This window comes from Microbulbifer mixtoriginis (SeqCode) (assembly GCF_052468275.1).
Genome location: NZ_CP174341.1, coordinates 2,974,511 through 2,996,393 on the forward strand (window position 1 = coordinate 2,974,511; position 21,883 = coordinate 2,996,393).

Here is a 21,883-nt window from a genome sequence, read left to right on the forward strand (position 1 = left end):
TTGCACTTCCAGCCACACTTACTGAGGGAGGATGGACTGTGACAGTGAGGCAAATCTTGATCGGGTTACTGGTGTTTCTGAGCTGGATGCCTGTGCAGGCACAGATAGTACATGACGCTGAATACTATGTGTTGAAAATGCAAAATGGTGAGCGCTGGCAGCAAGAAGACTCAGAAATAACCAGGCGGTTACAGGCTCTACGGGATAAATATGGGCAGCCCCCCAATATTGTTTTCCTTCTCTGGGATGACACCGCCTTTGGCGCTGTTGGATTTCCTGCATTACAAAAAAATTTCGGTTACTCAACACCCAACTTAAATAAGATGGCCGCAGAGGGTATCAACTTTACTCGCATGTACTCTGAACCTTCCTGTACTCCAACCCGTGCTGCTGTGCTTACCGGTCGCCATCCGGTGCGTTATGGCATGGGGGCTGTGGGGATGCCCCATGAATTTTCTGGGCTTCGTGCTGAGGAGGTAACTATTGCGGAGGTGCTGTCCAGAGCCGGGTATGCCACTGGGTTCTTTGGGAAAGGCCACTTGGGAGATATTGAGGAGAGCTACTTGCACAACCAGGGGTTTGATGAGGCGTTATTTACCCCAATGAACCAGATAACCTCTCTCTTTAACCCTCAAGCTAATGCCGTAAATGCGGTGCTGGGTATGTTTCCTGAGATATACCCTCCCGACCCTTATCGCCTGGATAATCCCGGTTTGGTTCCCACCGGTTGGGTCATGAATATTGAAGGTGAAAAAGGACAGCCTGGTAGGGAGTGGTGCGGCACTTCCAATGAGTGTTTCAGCAAGTTCGACCCCGAGGTGGAGCGTCGTACCATAGCATTCATTCGCAAGAACGCCGAAGCCAACAAGCCTTTCTTTGTGGCCTATTGGCCTAATTTTTTGAATTTTATGGCCGCCTTTATGCCCAAGCCATCCGTTTCTGGTTTGATGGTGGCGGATTCATTTCCCGCAGTGGATGACTTCGCCGGCCAGTTAATGGATGAGCTACAAGCGCTGGGTATCGCAGAAAACACTCTCTTTATAGCCATGGCAGACAATGGCCCCATGGTGCACAGTCCCCCTGCGGGTTGGGGTATGCTCCCAATGTTATATCGGGGAGGCAAAGGGGATTTCACTGAAGGAGGGGTAAGAGTCCCAGCCTTTGCCTGGTGGCCAGGTATGGTTCAACCCGGCCAGGTAGTGGGAGATATTATTCATATCGCCGACCTGTACACCACATTTGCCAGGCTTGCTGGCGCCTCTGAGTATATTCCAACCGACAGAGTGGTGGATGGTTTGGATCAGACTGCACTGCTGCTAAATGGCGATACCCATAGTCGTCGGGATTATGTCTTTATCTATACCGGCAACCAACTAGGAGCTACGGTTAAAGGGCGCTATAAGCGTCACTGGATAGGCGCTGGTGAGGTTGCGTCTTCAGGAATGCCAGAGGCCTACTACGATCTTTACATGGACCCGCGTGAGGAATATCCGCAATTAGTGCCTTTGATATACACCCAAGGGCAGTTCAATCACATGGTTGCACGGCATCGGCTCTTTAAGAAAAAGTATCCTGATGTGCCTAGCGGAAAGGGTATCCCCTACACCGGACTTGCCAATGCGCGCCCTGAGACCAAAGCCATTGGCCAACGAGTTCGAGCAGTCGTGGAAGAAATGCCATTTAGCATTGAGGAATACCTGGAGTTTCAAATCCCTGGGGCCGATAAGGTTGGGGATTGGGGGCATTAATCACCGGATTTTGATCTGGACAAACTGGTTCAATCATTCGAGAGGGCAGGTTAAGGGTGCTTATTAATAGAAAAAAACTTTCAGCTTCTATTGTCGGTTTGCTGTTTGTCTGCCACGCCTCAATGCTTTGTGCGGATGACTCACCAAAAGGGAAGTTACAGCTTGAACTAGTAAATGATGCACTTTTCCAGACGGACAGAGACTATACCGGCGGTTTCTTTGTTCGTTGGAGCCCTATAGGAAAGCCCTACACCTTGAGGTTTGGTCAGGAGATTTATACTCCAGATCATCTTGGTAGATCTGAACCCATTAATGAAGAGCACCCCTATGCAGGTTGGAGCTATTTAGGCATAAGATACAAGTATCAAATTTTAAATCAGTGGATGATTGATTTAACACTTGATGCCGGAACAGTCGGCTCTAGAGCGGGCGCTCGCCAAACACAGAAATTTATGCACTGGATTGTCTCGTCTTCTCCCCCCAAAGGATGGGATTCCCAGGTTTTCAATGAATGGGGATTGATGCCTGAGCTTAAGTTAGATTATCACTTACTTCAGAATGTCATATGGGGCACAAGCTATCGACTAGTGCCTTACCTTCGTTGGAAAACAGGTAATATCGTCAGGGACTTTGGTGCAGGGGTGCGAGTTTTATTGGGAAGCTCTTTACCCGCCTTTAGTGCCGCGTCCTCCCCCCTTGAGGGTGGGCGTTACTGGTATTTACAGGCTGGGTTAGAGCATAGAACTGTTCAAAGGAATGTATTGATGGAGGGCAATTCAAAGACTAAGGGAGGAGTAAAAATCTTCAGCTACGGTGTCACCCCTGAGAAGGAGGTGACGTTTGCGAATATCGGCGCTTTCTTTGGTCGAAACTCTTACGAATTCGGCTTGAAGATCATGTATAACACAAAAATTTATGAGTCCCAGTCCCATCCTGACGAGGGGTTCCTCAGTCATAACAGTGCACCAATGGGTAACTTTGTAATGTCCCTGATCCTTACCAAGCAAATTTAGCGGGTGAGTAATGAGGAGGGCAAGCAGGCTCGCAATCCACAGACCGACAAGTAGTAAATCAAGCGAAAGAGTTACCGATATTGGTTCAAGTGAATGACCCCACTTCTATTCACCTTAATTGAGGGAAGTAGTGATTTACGCAAGCCTATTTTTGCTTCTAGTTCATAGGGTATTGAGTGCTGATTTAAGTTAATGAGGTTTACAGCGGCAAAGATTGAGCCGACTATGCTAGCTGTTGCATCCACAGCGATATCATCCTGGCCGTAGGGGGCGATGGGCATCAGGTTATTTGAGGTTCCCGTCAAAACCTTATGCCCACCTAGCCGCAGAGTGTAGAAAAGACCGGAGAGTGTCAATTCACTATTGTTTGGGTTGAAAACACGAAGGTGGATTCGGAATCTGAGATTATTGCCATCTCTTGCAGGAAGAGGTTCCACGGCAACCACTTCTACTTCAGGTTTTTGGAAGCTCGGTGAAAGTGCCGCACAGCCACTAAATAGTACTGCAATCAATAATATCAGAATAAATCGATAATAATTTGTCACTATGATTCCTTGGTTTTCCTAATTATTGGCCTGGACACCAGATTAAGGTGATGTTGTGCATATATTTTGAACGTATTGATTTTTAATTGATCGTTGAGTGTTTCCAAACCTAGCTGGCTCCTGACATGCCGCAACGTCTCAGGTTATAACCCCAATCGTGTACAAGACTACTGGCATCAGGAAATCATAATGAAGACTTGGCTTATAAGTTTGACAGCAGTGGCATTAATATTGTTCGCGAGCTGGAAATGGCTTTTGCTGCCAGGAATTGAGCGAAGTTTAAACAAGATTAGTGTTGGTGAGCCCCCTAAAATTCCCGAACAAGCTGAAGCTTTGCATAGATCACTCATTGTTGGTGATTTGCATGCAGATAGCTTCCTCTGGTCTCGTGATTTGTCAAAGGAGGTAAACTATGGCCATCTGGATCTACCCAGGGCACGGCGTGGTAATTTGGGAATGCAGGTTTTTACCTCTGTCACTAAGTCTCCCCGGGGCATGAACTTAAATGAAAATTCTGCTAGTGCTGGTGACAATATAACCTTACTGGCAATTGCTCAAGGTTGGCCGCCGCGAACATGGAATAGCTTGTTGGAGCGGGCACTTTTTCACTCTGAAAGGGCCACTAAGCTACAGGAATCTTCTCCCGAGAAATTTCGCATTGTGCGTAATGCGGAAGATCTGAGGCAAGTCCTCCAGGCCCGGCAACAAGGCGCTAGCACCCTCGCAGCAATTCTTGGTATTGAAGGGGCCCACCCATTAGAGGGTGAGTTATCCAATATTGACCGCCTTTATGAGGCCGGATTTCGAGTGATGGGATTACAGCACTTTTTTGACAATGAACTGGGTGGATCTTTGCATGGGCAAAGTGGGGCTGGTTTAACAGAGTTTGGTCGGTCAGCTGTGCAGGAGATGGATAAACGTTCAATTGTTATCGACGTAGCCCACTCCTCAGAGCCTGTTGTGAGGGATGTGTTGGCTCTGACCAAAAGGCCTGTAATTATTTCTCATACTGGCCTGAAAGGTATGTGTGACTCGCCGCGGAATATTAGCGATGACCTAATGAAGGAGATTGCCGATCAAGGGGGCTTGATCGGCATTGGATTTTGGGAAGAAGCGGTATGTGATAATAGCCCTCACAATATTGTTAAAACAATCCGCTATGCCATAGATCTATTAGGGGTTGATCATGTTGCCCTTGGTTCAGATTATGATGGCACTGTTGAAGTTTCTTTTGATGCTGGTGATTTGGGGATTTTGACCGCAGAAATGCTAAGTCAAGGGTTCACTGAAGAGGAAATTCGAAAGGTCATGGGTGAAAATATGCGAGACTTTTTCCTGAAGAACTTACCCCAAGGGGATTGAAATTTACTTTCTGAGGTTATTCGAGAGAGAGTTGTCATTCCAACCTGTAAGAACTGGATCAGAGTTATTGGGATGTATTCGGGAGATGGTGATTCTTGAAGGGCATGTGAATCACTATCCATTTGTTCGGAGCCTGACAATCTCCTAACAATTTAACTTCATCTAGATATTAATCCAGACATCTAGAAATATCTGATCTCGCATAACATTGTAACATCAAGGGTAAATAGGGTTGCTTTGACTTGTTGACTACTATGAGCTCCGAAGTAGTTGCAGTGAATAAAATGACAAGGACTAATGATTTATTCGAGTTATGTAGTATGTTTGTGCTGGGTAAATTGAGACGCTTTCTCTTTGTACGCCCCTCTTTCAAGGGGCGTGCGGTAGAGAAAATTAGCAGCAACTCCCATTGGCGCAAGAGTTATCTAGATTGTGGGTGCTTGCCTTGTTACCTCCAAGAAAAGTATTTTCTGATAGGTAGAAATCTGTAAAGCGCTTTTCGAAATCTTCAGGTACTGATTTTTCTGGCAATCCAGTATTCAGAATGGCAGTTTGCCATGCCTTTACTTTTGGGTAGTCGACAATGAAGTCGTACCCGGAACGTGCTTTGATAATGGCAGCTCGGTGAAGAAGTGGTAGCCAGGCAATATCGACATTACTTAGCGTCGCGCCTTTAAAATATGGCCCCTGTCCTAAAGCCTTTTCAGCTCGCTCAAAAACTTTGCTCAGTTTTTCGCTGCGCTCAGCCAGTGTTTGCTCATCTTTACTACGTTGAGCAGAGCACTGTAGCAAATAGTTCTTTGCTGCCTGGTAACTCCAGGCTCGGTCGCGCGCACGTTGTTCTGGAGTGAGCCCTGACTCTAGAGGTGGGGCTATTTCATTTAAGTACTCAACAATCGCATCGGACTCAAAGAGGGCCTCCCCAGAATCGGTGATCAGAACTGGTACCTGGCCAGTGGGCGAGATATCCAGGAACCACTGAGGTTTATCATTCAAGCTAATGTATTCAATTTCATAGGGAATCTCTTTTGCTTCAAGAAGGGCGGTTACTCGCTGAACAAAAGGGCATATTTTAAAGCTGACAACCTTGATCATAATTCGTCCTCGTCATTGGTTTGTATTTATATGACGGAGGCTTTTTGAAAAAGACGAAACTATTTAACAATTTTTATGGTGTTTTGATTTCGGCACATAATCGATCACTGTTCCATGGCTGTCGTGAGTGAAATGGCAGCAGTCCTCAAATAGTTTGCGCAGTTGGCTTCTACCTTTTTGTACTCTGGATTTTAAGGTGGAGTAGGGGATTTTATGCTCTGTCGCATAAGATTTTTGTGACTGACCTTCCAGTTCAATAGCCTTTAGTAGAGCAGCTGACTCCTGTGGGAGCGCGTTAACAAAAGGCTCTATACAGGCTGATAACCTACGCTGCGTTTCTGAATCCTCTTCAGGTAACAACAAGTTGTCTTCGAGTTCTACTTCCTTGAGCCTTCCATTTTCACGGTAGAAATCAATAACTGTCCTGTTGGCTATCTGAAATAGCCAAGACTTGATACTTTTTTGATCCCTTACTGTATGGAGATTCCTGTGAATCTTTATCAGGATCTCTTGGAGCAGATCATCAACTGCATCGGCAGATGAAACCTTTGAGCTGAGAAAAGCTCGCAGGGCTGAACGATATTCTTTCCAAACAGAATCAATAGTCATATTTTTTATCGCTCTTGCTTTATGCATTTTTTTGACCAGCTGGTTTCAGCCACTTGTTCGAAATTAGATGAGAAGAACCCTTTCGCTTTCATCTAAGTTTAGCGGCGGTGCAAGACACTAATCAAATCCAGTAGATAAGAGTCGGTTAGAGGGTAGGGCCAGGTGTGTAGAGAAATCACTAGAGGAAGGTGGAGTAACTGGATACTTCTCGGGGGTCGAGCTTTGTCTAGAAGTTGCCTTTTTTAATAGTCGCTAATGACACATACTTAACCGTTGATGATTAAAGCCCCGGCCAGTGTGAGGAGGCTACCTGGGGCGCAGCCGAACCTTTTCACTGACCGGTGAACTGCGACGCCCCAAACTCTGGTCAGACAGCTTCTAATGCTCTTCCGGCAAGAGTGATACGGTGCATTAGGCGGAACTGTCCCTGATAATCATTTTCGGCAGAATGCCAGGTAGAGCGGTTATCCCAAAATGCGACTGAGCCCGGCTCCCAATTGAAGCGGCATGTATAGCCATTAGTGAGCACGTGGGCAAATAGGAAGTTCAATAGAGGTCTACTTTCCTCAGGTGTCCATCCCTCAAAGCGCAGTGTGAACCCTGGATTTACATAGAGAATCTTGCGCCCGTTATCGGGGTGCTGGATTACCACCGGATGAATCGCTTCTCCAACTTCGTTGACGCCCCCAAGTTGTGATGACAAATCTGTTGATTGGTAGTAACCATCCTCACCATATACGTGGACATTGGAATGTACGGCCCTAAGTGTTTCCAGTGTTTGCTTTAGCCCATTGGAAAGACTTTCGTACGCCTTTTGTAGGTTGGCGAAGTGGGTATCGCCTCCGGATTTGGGTAATTCTCTGGCAACCAGAATCGAGCCGAGGGCTGGTTCCTGATCATAAGAATGATCAGTATGCCATCCACCGCCTACATTGGTTTCCTGATCTTTCTCCTTGCGTACTTCAGCAATGCCTGGATATTCCTGAGTGTGGGTAAAAAACTTATTGATGACAATTTCGCCCCAGCGGCGGGCAAAGGTCAGGTGCTCCTCAGGGGATAGAGACTGGTTGCGAAAAAATAGCACGCCATGATCAGCGAAAGCTTGGCGTAGGTCGCTTAGCTCGGTACTAGATAAATTAGCTAGCTGTATGCCTTCCACGAGCGCACCACAGCCTGTTGAGAACTGAGAGATATGCATGATAGGTGTCGCATCAAATGAATGTCATCGCATAATAAGATATTCGTAAAGAGGTTCAACCTTTTGTAATTCACTTTTCCCATTGATTTTGGCTCTATCAAAATAAAAGGAAATAAAATTAATGAGTTACAAAAATTGATATATTTTGCGTCATATTTCTATAGATCTATAGCAACTATCTCATAACGCAACTTTGATGCTAAGCAAAAAAATCTCAATATTTAATAACTTGATGTACTTCCTGAGTTCCGTGCTGGTTGCACATTCATCTGGTGCGACCTTCTCTAGAAATTACTCTGAATGGCGATATCTCCCACAGAGTAATGGCTATCCTGCGGGTATTAGGTGCCAAAGTGGAGGTTTACAGCCTTACATGTATTCCTACATGCCTTACCCCATGAGCCCAATTACTACAGTCGCTGCGCCGTAGTCCAGACCCCATACTCCACCGGTGCCACGGGGGTGATCGTGCGGCGAGTAAGAGAAACCATTGCGGATTGATAGCCTCCCGGCTGCCGCTTTATGAAAGCGGCAGCCGGGCTAGGCGTAATAATCCCCCGTGCCCTCAGTCAGGGAAATGGGGCAGGGAAGGGGAAACCATGTAGACGATGGACCGGATCAATAAAAAGCTTGGTCACGGGACGCTGTTTCTAGTAGCCGAGGGTATCCAGAAAAAGTGGAAGATACGTCAGGTGTTTACATCGCCTGCCTATACGACTCTATGGGGAGATTTGCAGAGGGAAGTAACTTAAGGGGTGGTATAGCATTAGCTTTATGGATAAGTGTTTCACTAGATGTTGGCTTTGAATAGCGAAGATGAAAAGATATAACCACTGGTTGTACGTTTAGCTGCCGATATTTAAAATTACATTTTTGTGCGGCGAATATACAGAAAGTGAGTCCTCTTTTTCGCCGATAGTAACTTCAATCCAATGAAATCCAGAAGATTCAATATTGATTGAGTGCTTGACTTTTTTATTGTTGAGATTCACAAATCCAGAAAGGGTGCAAGGCCTATCGAAATACACCAGCATAAGGTAATTGCCGCTTTCAGAAAGTGCACTAGCCTCCACGTTCTGTTTTGTTTTGCTGAAATAACCGTAAATACTTATTCTCGCCAATTGTGTGTCAGCAGGCTTAATACTTAAATTAGAGTTTTCGTTTGGTTTAGCGAGTTTCGCTATGAAAGGCAAAAATTCATGTTTTTCTCGTTTCGTGGGCCAGGCTACGCTTTTGAATCATCAATTTTTACAAGCCACAGTGGACTGTTAAGAGGCTGCCCGAAAATAGCTCCAGGGATCACCCCGAATTCTATAGATAGCTCGTTTTCTAAATTTATTACAGAAGATAGATGAGGATGGACTTTTGTGTAAACTGAAATACCTTCTATTGCATGCAATGTGGCTGGATAGAAGAAAATGAAGATGAAAAATCTTAAAAATCGCACTTTATCTCCTTGCGTATAATGCCTCGCATAGGGGTGGAAAAATAAGCGTAGCATTTTGGCTGTCCCAGCATCCATCGGGAGCGATTGTGGCGGTTTGTTAGGTGCTAGCAGCGACCTCGCTATAGACAATTTTTAATGAGTCTGGTGATATGAGGCTTGGAGCTCGGTGATTCTCTGAATCTGGGCTACTCATGCGAACACTAAAACCGTGCTGTGACAAAATGGCGAGTTCCCGGAGAGATTCAACTCGAACGTAGTCTTTTTTAAAGCGAGACATGCTAGCAACATATCTACCGCACTCATGTTTATGCGGTTCAAGTACCGTTCCAGCTTCATTACCTCTAGACACGATGTAATTGATTGTAACTACTTCTGACATCGATATTTCCTTATGGGCCCCTAACGTCTCTAGCAGTGGCAAATTACGGAGCCAAAGGCAGAGTAATTTGTCCGTTTGTCTAAATCTATTAGGCCTCTCATAGTACGATCTCATTGGCATTGATTGCAGTTGCTCTTGCGCTATAGCTGGTAATATTCTCCCAAGTGCAGTTATGATGCTTGGATATCGTATTTGCAGGAATAATATCGTTATCTACAGTTGTGTGGCCATCCGCTATGACGGTGACAGTGTAGCCAAGCGATAGGGCACACCTTAACGTACTATCTACGCAAAACTCACTTTGCATGCCGCATATAATTAGCTCCTGAATATCTAATCTATCCAGGTGGTCTTTGAGATCGGTGTCCTTGAAAGAGTCTGAGGCCTGCTTTCTTACGTAGATATCTGAGTCTGAGTTCTCTAGCTCTTTTGGAAGTTGCCAGCTCTCTGTCTGATACCTCAAAGCATCTGACTCAGTATCATGCTGAATATAAATGACCGGGGCACCAGCCTGTCTTGCTCGCGACGCAACTAGATTGATGTTATCGATTACCCCAAGTGCATTATATGTAGCTCCTTTACCGTGACAAAGAGCGTTTTGAACATCGATAACTAAAAGGGCTTTGCTTTGGGACATTAAGAATCCATATGTTGTTGGTCTGACAGTTACATTGTGACCTTATCACAACGACTATTATTTCATTTGCAAATATACGCCAACTAGCTTCTTCCTGCAGCTAAATTAATAGGCTGCAGCTACTTGGTACTGTAGAGACAAGTGGAAAAGTGGCCATCATGACCGCTATCAACTTTTCTAGTGATCACACGGCTCATTGGTTAGAAGGGGGGACATTTGATTTTTAAGAGTCTCCCAGAAATAACAGCGCGATGATCGAGAATTCAATTGAGTATGATTATAAATGACCCGGCATCAGGTCAGTCCAGGTTGATTTCTGGTGGTAATTTAAGGGGGTAAAAAATGTTCAAGACTAATGGCTAACTCATCGATATACACAGAATAAAGTAGGCTGTTTTCTTAGGCTGCGATTTCCCAGAAAGCTAGTAACTAAGGGGCTTGAGGGCTTCTCTATTAACTACTGGTGCAGTACGTGAGTATCTCAGTAGGGTAATGTTGGGCAATGATGACCGCAAGCAGGCTAGGGCGATAAGCGCGTGGTGAGAAAATGCTATTGTAAGAGTTATTCTGGGTCGCCCGTGAATGACTTCTTCTGGCGATGGGAGGAAAGTGTCGACTGAGGTTTATTAAGCAAGAGTCAACTCAGATTCATGAATCTCTTAGGCTGAGCCCATCCCCCTATTGAAAATTTAGGCAATTACCTCTTTTCACTCTATGTAAATCATGGGTGGAGAGACAGAGTCCGCATTTATTTCTGTTGTATACAATGCTAAGAAGTAGCGTAGCTCCCCTATTTTTTCAGGAGCAAGAGATGTCGGCTGGCAAAAAGATGGCTGAAATCTATCAGGCAAATTATGGTAGTTTGAAAATCTGGCCCATGGTTTCTTAAAGCTTACTTCAGTCAAGTGCCTTACCACCTTGTGGGATCGACGAACCATTAACATAGGTGGTATTGATGTGTAGGGGCTCGGCTATTTTACAGCTGGGATTATAAGGGCGGGCTGAATTTAAATAGAGTGATTAGGGGAGTAGGAGCACTTTTGAATCAAGAAAACGATTTCTACTCTCTCTGCCTTAAGTTTTGAGGAAGAGTTTAGAGGTTCTGAAGGTGTGCACAAAATTTGTGCCAAGAGATATTTCGTTTTTTGATTCTAACAAAATGTGTGGTGCCCGGGGCCGGACATTTTCACAATTTTGCAGAGAGATTCACCCAGCCTCCATGCCCTGCAAATTCTTGATTTTAAAAAAATATTCACTTTACTTATCCTTTGTGATTGTCAGCTGTTTGCGAATGGGTGCAAAATAGTGCACCAAATTTGCACCAACGATAGGGGATAGTAATGGCAACATTTACCCGGCGTGGTAAAGCATGGCGCGCCCAGGTAAGACTCCAAGGCCATTCTGTTGGGGCGTCCTTTGATACCAAAAGGCAAGCTCAGCAGTGGGCGCAGGATACGGAATATCAGATAAGGCAGGGAGAATTCGGAAAGCCCCAGGCGGGTACATTTGGTGACCTAATGAAGCGTTTTTCCGAGACAGTTTCCCCTGGTAGGGCAGGTGCAAGGTGGGAGATTGTCAGACTTAATAAACTTCTATCCGATCCAATATCGCAGATCCCCCTATCGGAGCTTAAGACACAGAATTTCGCTGAATTTAGGGACCGTCGGCTGACTTTTGTATCCCCCGGTTCGGTGAATCGTGAGATTAACTTGCTGGGCGCTGTATGCCGTTATGCGCTTCGAGAGTGGCATCTGTTGGACCACCACCCAATACAAGTTTAGGTAAGTAGTATGGAAGAAATCATTGGCGGTATTCTTCGCCCAATTGGTAGGTTTCTCGTAGAAGTCGTATTCCAAATTATCTTCGAGCTACTATTCCACTTCCCAGGCTATTTCATCTGTAAAGTGTTTATTGGCGGTAAAAGCGAGCCAAAGGATGGCTGGATCTTTCTTACTTCTGTTCTGTTTTGGCTGATCGTCGCAGTCGTAGGTTACTCCGCATACTCATTTTTCAGTGGTGGCGGCAATGCTTAACAAACGCAAGCAGTATGCTACGGCTCTTCGGGCCTCCGCGGGACGCCCAACGCTATGCACATTTTGTGCGGGTCGCTACGCTCCCAGTTTCGCACGAAATGTGCATAGTATTGGTCGCCCCTGTTGCGGGCGTTAGCTGCTCCTAATCATTTACACTCAATATCAAGGGATGATGATGAAAGATATAACCAGAATTAATCATGTAGGATTGAGGGTTAGAGATTTGGATGTCTCTCGTGAATTCTATGGCAAGCTAGGTTTTGAGTTTATAGTTGGCCCAGTTGGCCCTGAGCCAGTAGCTATAGTTGAGCATCCATCAGGAGTTAACATCAACTTGATCCTTAATGCTTCAAAGGATGCACCAAGGAAAAATGTGCTAATGGAAGGTGATATAAAATATCCAGGCTATACGCACATCGCTTTAGAAATAACAGACTATGATTCAGCCAAAAGTAACGTCGAAGCTCTGGGTTTTCCTATAACAGGTGAAGTCGAATACAACGGTGCTCAGTTTTTCTTTATAAGAGATCCAGATGACAATGTTATAGAGTTCCATCAACCAGCACGCAGCTAACAAAGCATTCCAGGTGGCGCCTACGGCGCACCTGAATGCGGCGTTATCTGGCGTGAAGTTGAACCAGTGGGGCATTAATCGACCTAGACTCAAATGAAACTCGATAGCGGGATCCGGTTAGAAAGCGACGGCGAGCAAGCTGACTTGTATGCACTCGACGAAATCAACACAGCGCTGGCGCCGATCGGCGCCCGGATTTGGGCGCAGGATTGGTCGGGCCTCTCCAACGACCTTAAGGCCTTTTTGGCCGATCCCAAACCTTCGACGGAGCGTGTCGCGGAAGTGATGCCACACTTTCTGCTATCCCGTGAACGTCTACTGGAAATCATCGCCCAGGCGGGACGCGAGCCCCATATTCCCGGAGGCGGAGAGCTGACCACACTGGACGAGACCCATGGCGTTTCCTATCCGCAACTGTATGTCGCACAGGAAGGTGAGGACTTTTCGCGTTTTGACCGAATGCATGTGAACATTAGCGCCGACGGGACGCCTGTCGATGACGTGGTACAACTTCTCTGCGGCAGCGGTTTTGTTGTGCACTTCCGTATTCCTTCGGGCGAGACGTTCAAAGTATATCTTGCCTGCCCCACACCCGATGCTGGCTGGCTTTTAACTTTTGATTGCGCCACCCCATTTATCGGCAGCTTTAGCGGCGCTTCGGCTGGGGCCAAAGCCGTCACCCAAGTCATCGGCCCGGCACGCTGGAGAATGGAGTATCTTGAATAAAGATGTCTGCGCAGCTAACGGACGCGTTCAATCAATGGAAAATGGCAACAGCCAGATAACAACGCGTTGCACCGGAATAAGGGCGTCGTCCTTCCTCCAGCTACCCAACCAAACGAACGCCCTTACCTGGTGAGCGCCACCGTTATCGCCTCCCTTTCCAAAGCTGGTAACTACTCTCAATCACTCGGTGAATATGCCGACGAAACTCCTGCGGCAGCTGCGCATATAGACGAGCTATAAGTGGCGGAAAGGGAGCCTGCGCAAAGTGGTGCCGGTTCTCGGCCCCGTACACCTCGGCCAAAGTAATCCCCACCGCCTCACACCAGACCGGCAGCAGCTCCGCCGCTATCTTCTGCTTGCCTGTTTCCATTTTCGAAACTTGAGATGGTGTTAGCCCCAGCTGGTTGGCCAATTGTGCGATCGTCTTCCCCTTCAATTTCCGTGCGTTGCGCAGGTGTTCGCCCAGTGTCCCGGCCTCCAACATCTAGCCGTATTAGGTACTTCCGTAATAACAAATTTTCGATTTTTGAAATAAACCGCATTTTGCATTGCTAAATTAGAAATAATCCAGAATCTCCGTGCATAAACTGTGAAATTGTTAGTAATGTTCCGGTGTTTGTTGCCAAAAGCCCGAATAAATCACTATAGGGAATCTGGTGGCTAGAAGTCGCCGAGGCACTTGCCTTTGGTGGTTAGGATTTGTCGTTCCTACAAGGAGGTAGACCATGCCTTTGACCGCTCATGTTCAACAACTTCACTACGTCAACAATCTATGTATCGGCCTGGAATGGGTTGCGGATTGTCCGAATCAGCTGGCCCGTAAAGCCTTGCTGCAGCTTATTGGTGAGGAGGTAGGGTTCGTGCTTCAAGATGTTATCTGCGCTTATGAGCAAAAGATCCCAGGGGGAAGACTTGTAATAGAAGAGCCTGCCTGACTGCTTTGTAGAGCCGGTGCCGTGAGTGGTACCGGCCTCATAGTCATCCATTGCCCTTGCCGATTGCTGCCCTCTAGCAATAAACTGTATATGTATACAGTATTCAGGGTTTCCAGAATGAAGCTTTCCCCACTGTACGGCCACGGCATTGCCTGTGGCTTTCCCTCTCCCGCCGATGACCACAAGGAAGCGGCTCTTAGCCTGGATGAGCACCTGGTCAGCAAGCCAGCGGCGACCTTTATGGCACGGGCGAATGGGGATTCCATGATGGGGTTGGGCATCTTCGACAAGGATCTATTGATTGTCGATCGTTCGTTAAAGCCTACCCATGGCGATGTGGTGGTGGTGGCCCTGGATGGACAGCTCACCTGCAAGGTGCTGGACCAGCAGCAAGGGCGGCTGCACTCTGCCAATGATGACTACGCCCCGATCCCCATTTGGGAAGGGCAGGAATTGATTGTAGAGGGGGTGGTTAAAGCTTCGGTGCGTTACCACCGGCCGCGCTGAATGCTGGTATTGGTGGATTGCAACAGCTGCTATGCCAGCTGTGAGCAGATATTCCGGCCGGATCTGCGTGGGCGCCCGGTGGTGGTGCTCTCCAATAACGACGGCTTTGTGGTGGCGCGCTCCAAGGAAGCGAAGCTATTAGGCATTGGCGACCTGGAGCCCTTCTTCAAAGTTGCGTGCGCATCGGGTGGCCATCTTCTCCAGCAATTATCCCCTGTATGGCGATATCTCCCACCGGGTAATGACCACTCTGCGGGAGTTCGGCCCCAATGTGGAGGTCTATAGCATCGATGAGATGTTTTTGGACCTGCACGGGCTGCAGGAAGATTGGAGCGATTACGGCCGCAAGATCCGCAACACCCTGTGGCGCAATATTCGTATGCCTGTCGGTGTGGGAATCGCCCCCAGTAAAACCCTGGCCAAGCTCGCTAACCGCGCGGCCAAGAAAATCCCCAAGTGCGATGGCGTCTGTGCGTTGGACACTCCAGAAAAGTGGCAGTGGATGCAGCGCCGCACCGCCGTCAATGATGTGTGGGGCATAGGCCGGCGCCTCACCAAGCGCCTGGCGGATTTCGGTATAGAGACCGCCTATGACCTGGCGCAGGCCAACCCAAAAATTTTGCGCCGCCGTATCAATGTGAATATTGAGCGCACTATTGAGGAGCTAAACGGAATCCCCTGCCTGGGTTTGGAGGAGGAGCCCCCAGCGAAGAAGCAGATCTACTGCACCCGCTCCTTCGGTGAAAAGCTCACCGAGCTAGCGCCGATACTGCAGGCCGCCACCCTCTACGCCAGCAGGGCCGCAGAGAAACTACGCACACAGAAATCGCTGGTTAAGTCGATCCATCTATTCCTGCACACCTCACCCCATGAACCCAACTACTACAGCCGCAGCGCCGTAGTGCAGACCCCATACCCCACCGACGACACGCGGGTAATCGTGCGGCTGGTGAGAGAAGCCATTGCCGATTTATACCGCCCCGGCTGCCGCTTTATGAAAGCAGGCGTCGGGCTAATCGAGATAATCCCCCGCGCCCTGGGGCAGGGTGATTTGTTCACCCCGGGGCTATCCGTTAGGGCAGGGCAGACCATGCAAGCGATGGACAGGATCAATAAAAAGTTCGGTCGCGGGACGCTGTTTCTAGGTGCTGAGGGGATTCAGAAAAAATGGAAGATGAGGCAGGCATTTACATCGCCTGCCTATACCACCCGATCGGGGGATTTGCCGAGGGTGGTAACTTGAGTTGTTTAAGAAATACACCTTAGTCTAGCAATTTCAAGTGTTAAGTAATCAACTCTCAATAGGGGTGTCTATGAGTTTGTTTTCTGGGGTGTGACAATTACTTTCTGGTTTGAAGTATACTCTGGCAGCAGCATCAAAATCTTCACAGTGATGGATTTGACGGGCATTAAAACAGTCAATGTCAGAAAACCTCCCAAGTTGAATCAATACGTCACTAATTAACTCCCTATGGATTAAAGGGTTTTCGATAGAGAATCCTATCTTTGCACCATTTATCTGTACCCCATCTTTCACTTGAAAAAATAGCTGGTTTGATAATTCTGAGTAGGTGCCATAAATTTCTATTATTTTTTCTTGAGTAAAAGGTACCTCAGGATAGGTAATTTTCATTTCGGCATTTTCGAATTTTTCATCTAAATAGAGCAGGTAAGGCTGGGCGGCATCTTCTTTAAGGCCGACAGGATCAATATTGAATTCGATTTTTTTATTTCTTGGAAAGCAATTCTGATAGAGTGCGCCCGTATCAGAAAATGTAATCTTGAGTTTTGTTTCAAGTTCTGAAAGCAAATCGAAGAATTCTTTTCTGTGGGTAAAATAGTTTGAGAAAGAGTTTTGGAGTTCCACTCTTTTTAGGCTCTCGGCAGACTGAGCTGATCTATGATTTGTCGCTATGAATGCTGTAAATGGCAGTGCAAGAGAAAAAACAGCGATAGGAAATTTATAGATGTCGAAGAGCCGATTTAAGCCAACATAAGTTGGATCCCAGGGAAGGTCTAGCCGAGCGGCTATCCAGACAGCGGAGATTATCGCAAGGAACAGAGGAATGTAGAAAGCCGCCTTAAACCAGTCTATCTGCCAAAGAGTGCGCTCCTCAATGGGCCCCTTTGGCGACCGCCAGTTTACAAGTCTTGCCCATGCTACCTTAAAGCCTATTTCAGCCATATGTCTTTCCATTTTTTGACATCGGCGAATTATTAAATTTGGCAGTATTGATGTCTAGTGGCCATATCATTTTACGCCTGCGAATATGGAGGCGAGTGCGTTTTGAACTAATTGATCAGGAGAAGAAGCTCAGTAAGAGACTATGAAGAGATATATGAGGGGAAGGCGATTATTTAAGAATGAACTTTGAAAATGGGTGCACCAAATTTGCACCAAAAAGTATCTAACTTGTTGATTCTGATAGAGTGTGTGGTGCCCGGGGCCGGACTTGAACCGGCACGGCCGTGAAGCCGGGAGATTTTAAGTCTCCTGTGTCTACCAATTCCACCACCCGGGCAGCTCCTTTGCGAGACGGGAGTTTAGCACTTTTGCTCTTCCCTGGATCCTCACGTTCAATGCAGTTCACAGGATTCTGCAATGAAAAGGAAAAATGGAGGCTAGGGTCGGAATCGAACCGGCGTACACGGAGTTGCAGTCCGCTGCATGACCACTCTGCCACCTAGCCTTTGTTCCACATCGTGTGTGGATGAGAACGCTGCGAATTCTATCTGATAAATCTGAAAAATCCTAGCGTTTTCTTATACTTACGTGCCCTTGGCTGCGTAAGTGGGCGCTATTCTATGGACTATCAGAGATTAGTCAAGCGTTGTTTTCAACAAATTGTAAAACTTGAGGAAAAAAGTCTGGAAAGTTCACGGATGACCTTATGGCAATAGACTTAATAACTTTTAGTACGGTTGCCAATGAAGCTATTTCCATTTGTTCTTAATTTATTGGAAGGGTTGCTGGCAATCCATTGAGGGTGTTCGATACTGTCTTTATCTGGCTAACATGTCTCCCCCCAAACGTGTTATGCAATGCCGGTAGGGCACACCAGGATGGTATTTGCCCGTAGTGTAGCAAGGATGAAATCCTCCAAGTTTCACTCCTAATGGTCTTGGCCCTGACGCTCTCCCCCCCCGTCGTCAGGGCTTTTTTTTATCTGTTGTTTGATGTCCTTAGAATTATTCTCGGTGAGGTTTTCTAAGGCCAGTGCTTTTACGGGTCTACCAGCTGCTTGTTCTGACAGCTTTCGAAAGCGTTCCAAAGTAACTTCGCCACGGGTACTCGCGAGTGCTTTCGCAACCTCATCAATACTGGCTTTACCGTCGCTCGCTTCACGAATCTCTTTATCGAGTTCCAGCATAACTCCCGCTGCCCGCGCTGTAACTGGTCCTGAGGAGCGTTTCACCAATAGAGTGGGGGCCTTTTTTCCCCAATTAATCAGTTTATCCATTGCCTCTTGGTAGCGGTCATCACTGATGCCACCAGTTCTTCTTAAAATTTCAAGGGAGTAAAATTCTGCAAGGCCCTCCACAATCCAGTCACTCTGGTCATCTCCATGGATACCTGTTCCGACATGTACTAGCTCGTGGATCATGCTACTGGTGCGGTTTCCACTGATCAAAGGCCGATCGGCATGCATAAATAATGAGCGCGTCCCGGATAATCCCCCTCGCCACATAGGGTCATCAGCGGTAACGATCAATAAATGGCCTGGAAATAGAGGGAAGATTTTTTTAAGTTCTGGCAGGTTCCAATTGAGAAATGCAAGAATGTCCTGTCGACGGATATTTTGCCCCTTAGGGCCGGAAATTCTGGTATCTGTGTTGGCAATCAAATCCTGGCGGCTGCCGATCTTACCAACAATCATCCATCCCTTTGGTCTGACAAAACGTCGCTTTTTGTCGGATATTTGATAGAGATTTTCTTCGATTTGAGGGTAGGGCAGAGCGGAAGACCAACCTTCAGGCATCTCTAACTTCAGGCGGGTATCCGTGGCCCGTCCTCGGCTAGTAGCAGAAATTGGCGGAATTAATTTATCGCTGCGTAGAATTGCCCAGTCTTTGGTAATGCGTGAATCATAACCACCGTTTTTCCTTTGGTTATTGATAACAAAACTATAACGGAGTTTTGCCTCGTTGCCGGCGGTGTGCCATATAGCCTTTCCTTCCTTTTCTTCCAAAGGCTGCGCGCTCTTCAGGTCCTTATAACGGCCTGAAGCCAGGTTCAGGGTTAGCTTACTGGGTACGTCTTCACCACTCAGAGCTACCTCAACCAAGGCCTTCTTACTTTCAGGGTCGATTTTTGCCGTGTATAAGAGCTCATATGCCCTAGAAACCGGTGAAAGGATAAGAACAATCAAAGATAAAGAGAGAAGTTGTTTACGCATCATTATCTGGCAGAAAATCCAACAAGTTCCAATTTGGACAATGAGCAAGCCTACAGGTGCCGAGATGTCGCCATCAAGCAAATGAGTCACGGCACCTGGGTTTAATCATTCGTTCCGGTGCGTCTTGTTAGTGCATGTAGAAGCAACTTTGACTATCAAGTCGAACTAAAGAACACACTTATAAAGACGTTATCAATGTAAGTGGTATATTTAAGCACAACCCAATATGTCACTAGAGGTTGTGTTATGTAGAAAAGCGCCGCCGAAAAATGTTGATAGGGGAAAGGGTGGTTGATTTTTATTCAAGCTGTGTGTAGGGAATATGGCCCATGCGCAAGCATTGAGGAATGACGTAGGTACAGAGGCCACAGGCTCCCGTGGCCTCTGTGGATGTCTCTACCAATAACGAATGGAGCGTGGATCCATAAAGGGCATTCCATAGGCAAAGGCGAAGCCGTCTGGGAAAGTACCCATCACTGGTTGTTGGGGGGGCATTCCGCTAACCTCTGCCCCGTAATAGGCCGGGACAAACTGATGGCCGGACCAGTTTGCTCCAGCCCCCGCATAGCCTTGCATTGGCGGCACGCTATATCCGGTATAAGGAGAAGCGTGTGGGCTTGTGGGCTGGGCGGCAGATACACCAACACCTTCGGTTTTTGCCATTTCTTTGGCTGACTCGAATAGAGAATCAATACCAAATAGCCTGGGAACACCGGCTCCTACTCTATCTGCCCCAAGATTCATTGGTGATGTTAGTGTTCGGATCAGTTGGAAGAGGCCGGTTGTACGCGAAATATCACGCTGTCTGAAAGTGGTTTTAAATAATGGGTGGTGGGCAAGTAGCAGGGCAGCAAGACCAGTGATATGAGGTGCTGCCATGGACGTGCCTGACTGTACATCAAATCCTTTATCTGGCACCGATGACACAATACCCACTCCCGGAGCCGCTACTGATACCTCTGGTCCATGGCAACTAAAGGTGGGTAAGAAAACACCATCTGCAGTAACGGTTGATGGAATAACGGTTTGAGCATCCCAGGAGTCTCTTGGAAATTCATTGAGCATTCCTATTGCCCCTACAGCCATAACATTGGGGGATCTTGCAGGATACTGAACAGGGCCGCCAGAATTGCCAGCGGCAACAACGCAGGCGATACCATGTTGCACGGCATCTTCAATTTGCTGTTCAACGGCTTCTGATGAATCTGTGCTCCCCAGGCTCATATTGATTACATCAATACCTATTTCAATGCAGTGAGCGATTGCATCAATCAGGCTACTAAATTGGCCGCCAGGGAAGACTTTAAATACATAAATTTCGGCTTCTGGTGCAAAGCCACGTATAGCATCAGTCCCAGAGGGTTGGCCGGCAATGATACCTGCGCAATGGGTTCCATGTCCGACAATGTCTTCTGCCCAGCTTTTGCTGTCGTAATTATTAGTGACATCAATGCCATTTTTTAGATGCGAGAGTATTGGATGTTGGTTATCGGCCCCCGAGTCAATGATGGCGATCTTAATACCTTTACCGGTATATTCATCGGGAAGTTGATCTAAGCCCATGTACTTTTGCCCCCAGCCATAGGGAGCGTTATTTGGAAAGCTGGGGATTGCCTCGCTTAGTGAGTGCAATTTGACCAGGTTTACTCCTGTCAGAGAAAGTGAGGGGCAACGAATATATTTATTCCAGAAATCTTTAGAGGGGCGGATAAGAAGGGATTTGATCTGGGCCCCGCCACTCTGGGCGAAAATATTGATTGCCACTTCCCCTTTGTTGTTGGTTACGCCCTCTTGTGGGAAGCCCGCACTTTCTACAATTACTTGAGCATCCCTAATCGGTTCACCCTTTGAGCCGACCACTCGGAGCCGGACTTGTTGGGCCTTAGCATGATATTCACGCAAGAGACCGGGTTGCTGTGCAAAAATTGCAGTAAAGCTTGGTGCAAAATTAGCTTGCCCATAAGAAAGTAATGAATCCAGTTCAACGGCAATATTGGGAGGGGCCGTTTGGTAGAGATTAGCGGCAGCATCAACATCCATACGCACTTTGTAGATGTTTGTTGCTTCATCTGCAGTTGAAAGTGTTTTTAGCTTTCTGCCTGGCCTAATTTCGCGAAGCACTTCACAACCGGGCTGCCTGGCAATAGTTGAAATTATATTGTGCATTGAGCCAGCGTTTAATAGCTGGACTCCCATAGACTTGGCCACTTGGCTCCGGCGGGGAGAAATAAGTAACTCGACCTTCTCTGCAACCTCGACCGAAGGTTCTCCTGCGGCCTTTTCTTGTCGGGATTCAGTCATGTTTGTGTTCCTTCGCTTTCAGTGCGGTGCTGACTTTTAGCGTGTGCTTAACGTCCGAAAGTAATGAATCGAGAGGGTATTCAATATTAGCCGATTGGCTGAATAGGTCTGTCTGGATCTATGATCACTTTCCCGCCTAATTTCCTTCTTAAGTTTTCAACTGCATCTGGTGTAGCTCGTAGTGTGACATTGCTTTTGCGCAAGACGACTTCTTTCACATCTGGGCAGTTTTTTGCCTCGCGTGCCAGCTCCTCCAATTCTATGGCGGTAGCTAATACCTTGCGGTTAGGGACAGCCACATACTGCTCAAATTTTTTCATTATTTTTCTCTGATAACGATCAACTTAAAGAATGCCGGGGCAAGTTATATAAAACTG

23 protein-coding genes, 2 tRNA genes and 1 pseudogene are annotated in these 21,883 nt (G+C 47.0%); 12 read left to right on the forward strand and 14 right to left on the reverse strand.

Annotated elements, in window-relative coordinates; all coding sequences use genetic code 11:
• Positions 1–38 precede the first annotated feature (38 nt).
• Positions 39–1,748, forward strand: a complete 1,710-nt coding sequence (locus ACJJIC_RS12970) for a sulfatase-like hydrolase/transferase (RefSeq protein ID WP_445357119.1) — start codon at positions 39–41, stop codon at positions 1,746–1,748.
• Between the two features lie 56 nt (positions 1,749–1,804).
• A complete protein-coding gene (locus ACJJIC_RS12975) occupies positions 1,805–2,761 on the forward strand; it encodes a lipid A-modifier LpxR family protein (RefSeq protein WP_444909675.1) in 957 nt (318 codons plus the stop codon).
• A gap of 71 nt (positions 2,762–2,832) precedes the next feature.
• Here the strand turns inward: ACJJIC_RS12975 and ACJJIC_RS12980 are convergent, their stop codons facing one another.
• Entirely contained in the window at positions 2,833–3,306 is a 474-nt protein-coding gene (locus tag ACJJIC_RS12980; protein ID WP_444909674.1) for an LEA/WHy family protein, read from the reverse strand.
• 189 nt (positions 3,307–3,495) lie between these two features.
• On the opposite strand from ACJJIC_RS12980, the gene ACJJIC_RS12985 reads away from it, so the two are divergent.
• Positions 3,496–4,668, forward strand: a complete 1,173-nt coding sequence (locus ACJJIC_RS12985; protein WP_444885043.1) for a dipeptidase — start codon at positions 3,496–3,498, stop codon at positions 4,666–4,668.
• Between the two features lie 393 nt (positions 4,669–5,061).
• Here ACJJIC_RS12985 and ACJJIC_RS12990 read toward each other — a convergent pair whose 3' ends face one another.
• The 3 genes from ACJJIC_RS12990 to ACJJIC_RS13000 form a co-directional block, all read right to left on the reverse strand.
• Positions 5,062–5,763, reverse strand: a complete 702-nt coding sequence (locus ACJJIC_RS12990) for a glutathione S-transferase family protein (RefSeq protein ID WP_444909673.1) — start codon at positions 5,761–5,763, stop codon at positions 5,062–5,064.
• Between the two features lie 63 nt (positions 5,764–5,826).
• Positions 5,827–6,399 (reverse strand): RNA polymerase sigma factor SigZ, encoded by a 573-nt coding sequence (sigZ, locus tag ACJJIC_RS12995; RefSeq protein WP_444909672.1) that lies wholly within the window; start codon positions 6,397–6,399, stop codon positions 5,827–5,829.
• Positions 6,400–6,739: 340 nt separating this feature from the next.
• Entirely contained in the window at positions 6,740–7,570 is an 831-nt protein-coding gene (locus ACJJIC_RS13000) for a TauD/TfdA dioxygenase family protein (RefSeq protein ID WP_444885040.1), read from the reverse strand.
• Positions 7,571–8,178: 608 nt separating this feature from the next.
• Here ACJJIC_RS13000 and ACJJIC_RS13005 point away from each other — a divergent pair.
• On the forward strand, positions 8,179–8,322 hold the full coding sequence (locus ACJJIC_RS13005; protein WP_444886111.1) for a DUF4113 domain-containing protein: 144 nt from the start codon (positions 8,179–8,181) through the stop codon (positions 8,320–8,322).
• A 93-nt stretch (positions 8,323–8,415) separates the two neighbouring features.
• Here ACJJIC_RS13005 and ACJJIC_RS13010 read toward each other — a convergent pair whose 3' ends face one another.
• The 3 genes from ACJJIC_RS13010 to ACJJIC_RS13020 form a co-directional block, all read right to left on the reverse strand.
• Positions 8,416–8,763, reverse strand: coding sequence for a hypothetical protein (locus tag ACJJIC_RS13010; RefSeq protein ID WP_444909671.1), 348 nt, complete (start codon positions 8,761–8,763; stop codon positions 8,416–8,418).
• Positions 8,764–8,795: 32 nt separating this feature from the next.
• Positions 8,796–9,071 (reverse strand): hypothetical protein, encoded by a 276-nt coding sequence (locus ACJJIC_RS13015; protein ID WP_444909670.1) that lies wholly within the window; start codon positions 9,069–9,071, stop codon positions 8,796–8,798.
• A 422-nt stretch (positions 9,072–9,493) separates the two neighbouring features.
• The gene (locus tag ACJJIC_RS13020; protein ID WP_444909669.1) at positions 9,494–10,033 is read right to left on the reverse strand and encodes a cysteine hydrolase family protein; all 540 of its coding nucleotides are present in this window, start codon (positions 10,031–10,033) and stop codon (positions 9,494–9,496) included.
• A gap of 1,340 nt (positions 10,034–11,373) precedes the next feature.
• Between ACJJIC_RS13020 and ACJJIC_RS13025 the strand changes: the two genes are divergently transcribed.
• The 4 genes from ACJJIC_RS13025 to ACJJIC_RS13040 all read left to right on the forward strand — a co-directional run bounded on the left by ACJJIC_RS13025 (position 11,374) and on the right by ACJJIC_RS13040 (position 13,366).
• On the forward strand, positions 11,374–11,814 hold the full coding sequence (locus ACJJIC_RS13025) for a site-specific integrase (protein ID WP_444909668.1): 441 nt from the start codon (positions 11,374–11,376) through the stop codon (positions 11,812–11,814).
• A 9-nt stretch (positions 11,815–11,823) separates the two neighbouring features.
• Positions 11,824–12,066, forward strand: coding sequence for a hypothetical protein (locus ACJJIC_RS13030; protein ID WP_444909667.1), 243 nt, complete (start codon positions 11,824–11,826; stop codon positions 12,064–12,066).
• Positions 12,067–12,241: 175 nt separating this feature from the next.
• Positions 12,242–12,640, forward strand: coding sequence for a VOC family protein (locus ACJJIC_RS13035; RefSeq protein WP_444884529.1), 399 nt, complete (start codon positions 12,242–12,244; stop codon positions 12,638–12,640).
• A gap of 93 nt (positions 12,641–12,733) precedes the next feature.
• Positions 12,734–13,366 (forward strand): hypothetical protein, encoded by a 633-nt coding sequence (locus tag ACJJIC_RS13040; protein ID WP_445357120.1) that lies wholly within the window; start codon positions 12,734–12,736, stop codon positions 13,364–13,366.
• A 142-nt stretch (positions 13,367–13,508) separates the two neighbouring features.
• Here ACJJIC_RS13040 and ACJJIC_RS13045 read toward each other — a convergent pair whose 3' ends face one another.
• Positions 13,509–13,850 (reverse strand): helix-turn-helix domain-containing protein, encoded by a 342-nt coding sequence (locus ACJJIC_RS13045; protein WP_444909665.1) that lies wholly within the window; start codon positions 13,848–13,850, stop codon positions 13,509–13,511.
• 241 nt (positions 13,851–14,091) lie between these two features.
• Here ACJJIC_RS13045 and ACJJIC_RS13050 point away from each other — a divergent pair, with 241 nt between their 5' ends.
• From ACJJIC_RS13050 to ACJJIC_RS13065, 4 genes and pseudogenes are all read left to right on the forward strand, one after another.
• Positions 14,092–14,301 carry a hypothetical protein gene (locus ACJJIC_RS13050; protein ID WP_444909664.1) on the forward strand — a complete coding sequence of 70 codons (210 nt, stop codon included), beginning with the start codon at positions 14,092–14,094 and terminating at the stop codon, positions 14,299–14,301.
• A gap of 117 nt (positions 14,302–14,418) precedes the next feature.
• Positions 14,419–14,808, forward strand: coding sequence for a LexA family protein (locus tag ACJJIC_RS13055; RefSeq protein WP_444909663.1), 390 nt, complete (start codon positions 14,419–14,421; stop codon positions 14,806–14,808).
• Positions 14,809–14,922: pseudogene (locus tag ACJJIC_RS13060) on the forward strand (Y-family DNA polymerase); the annotation flags it as partial.
• Between the two features lie 31 nt (positions 14,923–14,953).
• Positions 14,954–16,051: a Y-family DNA polymerase gene (locus ACJJIC_RS13065; RefSeq protein WP_444909662.1), complete on the forward strand. Its 1,098-nt coding sequence runs from the start codon at positions 14,954–14,956 to the stop codon at positions 16,049–16,051.
• A gap of 48 nt (positions 16,052–16,099) precedes the next feature.
• Here the strand turns inward: ACJJIC_RS13065 and ACJJIC_RS13070 are convergent, their stop codons facing one another.
• From ACJJIC_RS13070 to ACJJIC_RS13095, 6 genes are all read right to left on the reverse strand, one after another.
• Positions 16,100–16,993, reverse strand: coding sequence for a hypothetical protein (locus tag ACJJIC_RS13070; RefSeq protein WP_445357121.1), 894 nt, complete (start codon positions 16,991–16,993; stop codon positions 16,100–16,102).
• Between the two features lie 250 nt (positions 16,994–17,243).
• Positions 17,244–17,330, reverse strand: a tRNA-Leu gene (locus tag ACJJIC_RS13075).
• 94 nt (positions 17,331–17,424) lie between these two features.
• Positions 17,425–17,498 (reverse strand) — tRNA-Cys (locus ACJJIC_RS13080).
• Between the two features lie 423 nt (positions 17,499–17,921).
• The gene (locus ACJJIC_RS13085) at positions 17,922–19,286 is read right to left on the reverse strand and encodes a hypothetical protein (RefSeq protein WP_445359691.1); all 1,365 of its coding nucleotides are present in this window, start codon (positions 19,284–19,286) and stop codon (positions 17,922–17,924) included.
• A gap of 315 nt (positions 19,287–19,601) precedes the next feature.
• The gene (locus ACJJIC_RS13090) at positions 19,602–21,506 is read right to left on the reverse strand and encodes a S8 family serine peptidase (protein ID WP_445357122.1); all 1,905 of its coding nucleotides are present in this window, start codon (positions 21,504–21,506) and stop codon (positions 19,602–19,604) included.
• Between the two features lie 86 nt (positions 21,507–21,592).
• On the reverse strand, positions 21,593–21,826 hold the full coding sequence (locus tag ACJJIC_RS13095) for a hypothetical protein (RefSeq protein ID WP_444900827.1): 234 nt from the start codon (positions 21,824–21,826) through the stop codon (positions 21,593–21,595).
• Positions 21,827–21,883 lie beyond the last annotated feature (57 nt).

Excerpts from the sequence above, each read along its gene's own strand:
- ACJJIC_RS12985 (WP_444885043.1), top strand. The coding sequence starts at position 3,496 with ATGAAGACTTGGCTTATAAGTTTGACAGCAGTGGCATTAATATTGTTC.
- ACJJIC_RS12990 (WP_444909673.1), bottom strand. The coding sequence starts at position 5,763 with ATGATCAAGGTTGTCAGCTTTAAAATATGCCCTTTTGTTCAGCGAGTA.
- sigZ (WP_444909672.1), bottom strand. The coding sequence starts at position 6,399 with ATGCATAAAGCAAGAGCGATAAAAAATATGACTATTGATTCTGTTTGG.
- ACJJIC_RS13000 (WP_444885040.1), bottom strand. The coding sequence starts at position 7,570 with ATGCATATCTCTCAGTTCTCAACAGGCTGTGGTGCGCTCGTGGAAGGC.
- ACJJIC_RS13005 (WP_444886111.1), top strand. The coding sequence starts at position 8,179 with ATGGACCGGATCAATAAAAAGCTTGGTCACGGGACGCTGTTTCTAGTA.
- ACJJIC_RS13015 (WP_444909670.1), bottom strand. The coding sequence starts at position 9,071 with ATGCTACGCTTATTTTTCCACCCCTATGCGAGGCATTATACGCAAGGA.
- ACJJIC_RS13020 (WP_444909669.1), bottom strand. The coding sequence starts at position 10,033 with ATGTCCCAAAGCAAAGCCCTTTTAGTTATCGATGTTCAAAACGCTCTT.
- ACJJIC_RS13025 (WP_444909668.1), top strand. The coding sequence starts at position 11,374 with ATGGCAACATTTACCCGGCGTGGTAAAGCATGGCGCGCCCAGGTAAGA.
- ACJJIC_RS13030 (WP_444909667.1), top strand. The coding sequence starts at position 11,824 with ATGGAAGAAATCATTGGCGGTATTCTTCGCCCAATTGGTAGGTTTCTC.
- ACJJIC_RS13035 (WP_444884529.1), top strand. The coding sequence starts at position 12,242 with ATGAAAGATATAACCAGAATTAATCATGTAGGATTGAGGGTTAGAGAT.
- ACJJIC_RS13040 (WP_445357120.1), top strand. The coding sequence starts at position 12,734 with ATGAAACTCGATAGCGGGATCCGGTTAGAAAGCGACGGCGAGCAAGCT.
- ACJJIC_RS13045 (WP_444909665.1), bottom strand. The coding sequence starts at position 13,850 with ATGTTGGAGGCCGGGACACTGGGCGAACACCTGCGCAACGCACGGAAA.
- ACJJIC_RS13050 (WP_444909664.1), top strand. The coding sequence starts at position 14,092 with ATGCCTTTGACCGCTCATGTTCAACAACTTCACTACGTCAACAATCTA.
- ACJJIC_RS13055 (WP_444909663.1), top strand. The coding sequence starts at position 14,419 with ATGAAGCTTTCCCCACTGTACGGCCACGGCATTGCCTGTGGCTTTCCC.
- ACJJIC_RS13070 (WP_445357121.1), bottom strand. The coding sequence starts at position 16,993 with ATGGCTGAAATAGGCTTTAAGGTAGCATGGGCAAGACTTGTAAACTGG.
- ACJJIC_RS13090 (WP_445357122.1), bottom strand. The coding sequence starts at position 21,506 with ATGACTGAATCCCGACAAGAAAAGGCCGCAGGAGAACCTTCGGTCGAG.
- ACJJIC_RS13095 (WP_444900827.1), bottom strand. The coding sequence starts at position 21,826 with ATGAAAAAATTTGAGCAGTATGTGGCTGTCCCTAACCGCAAGGTATTA.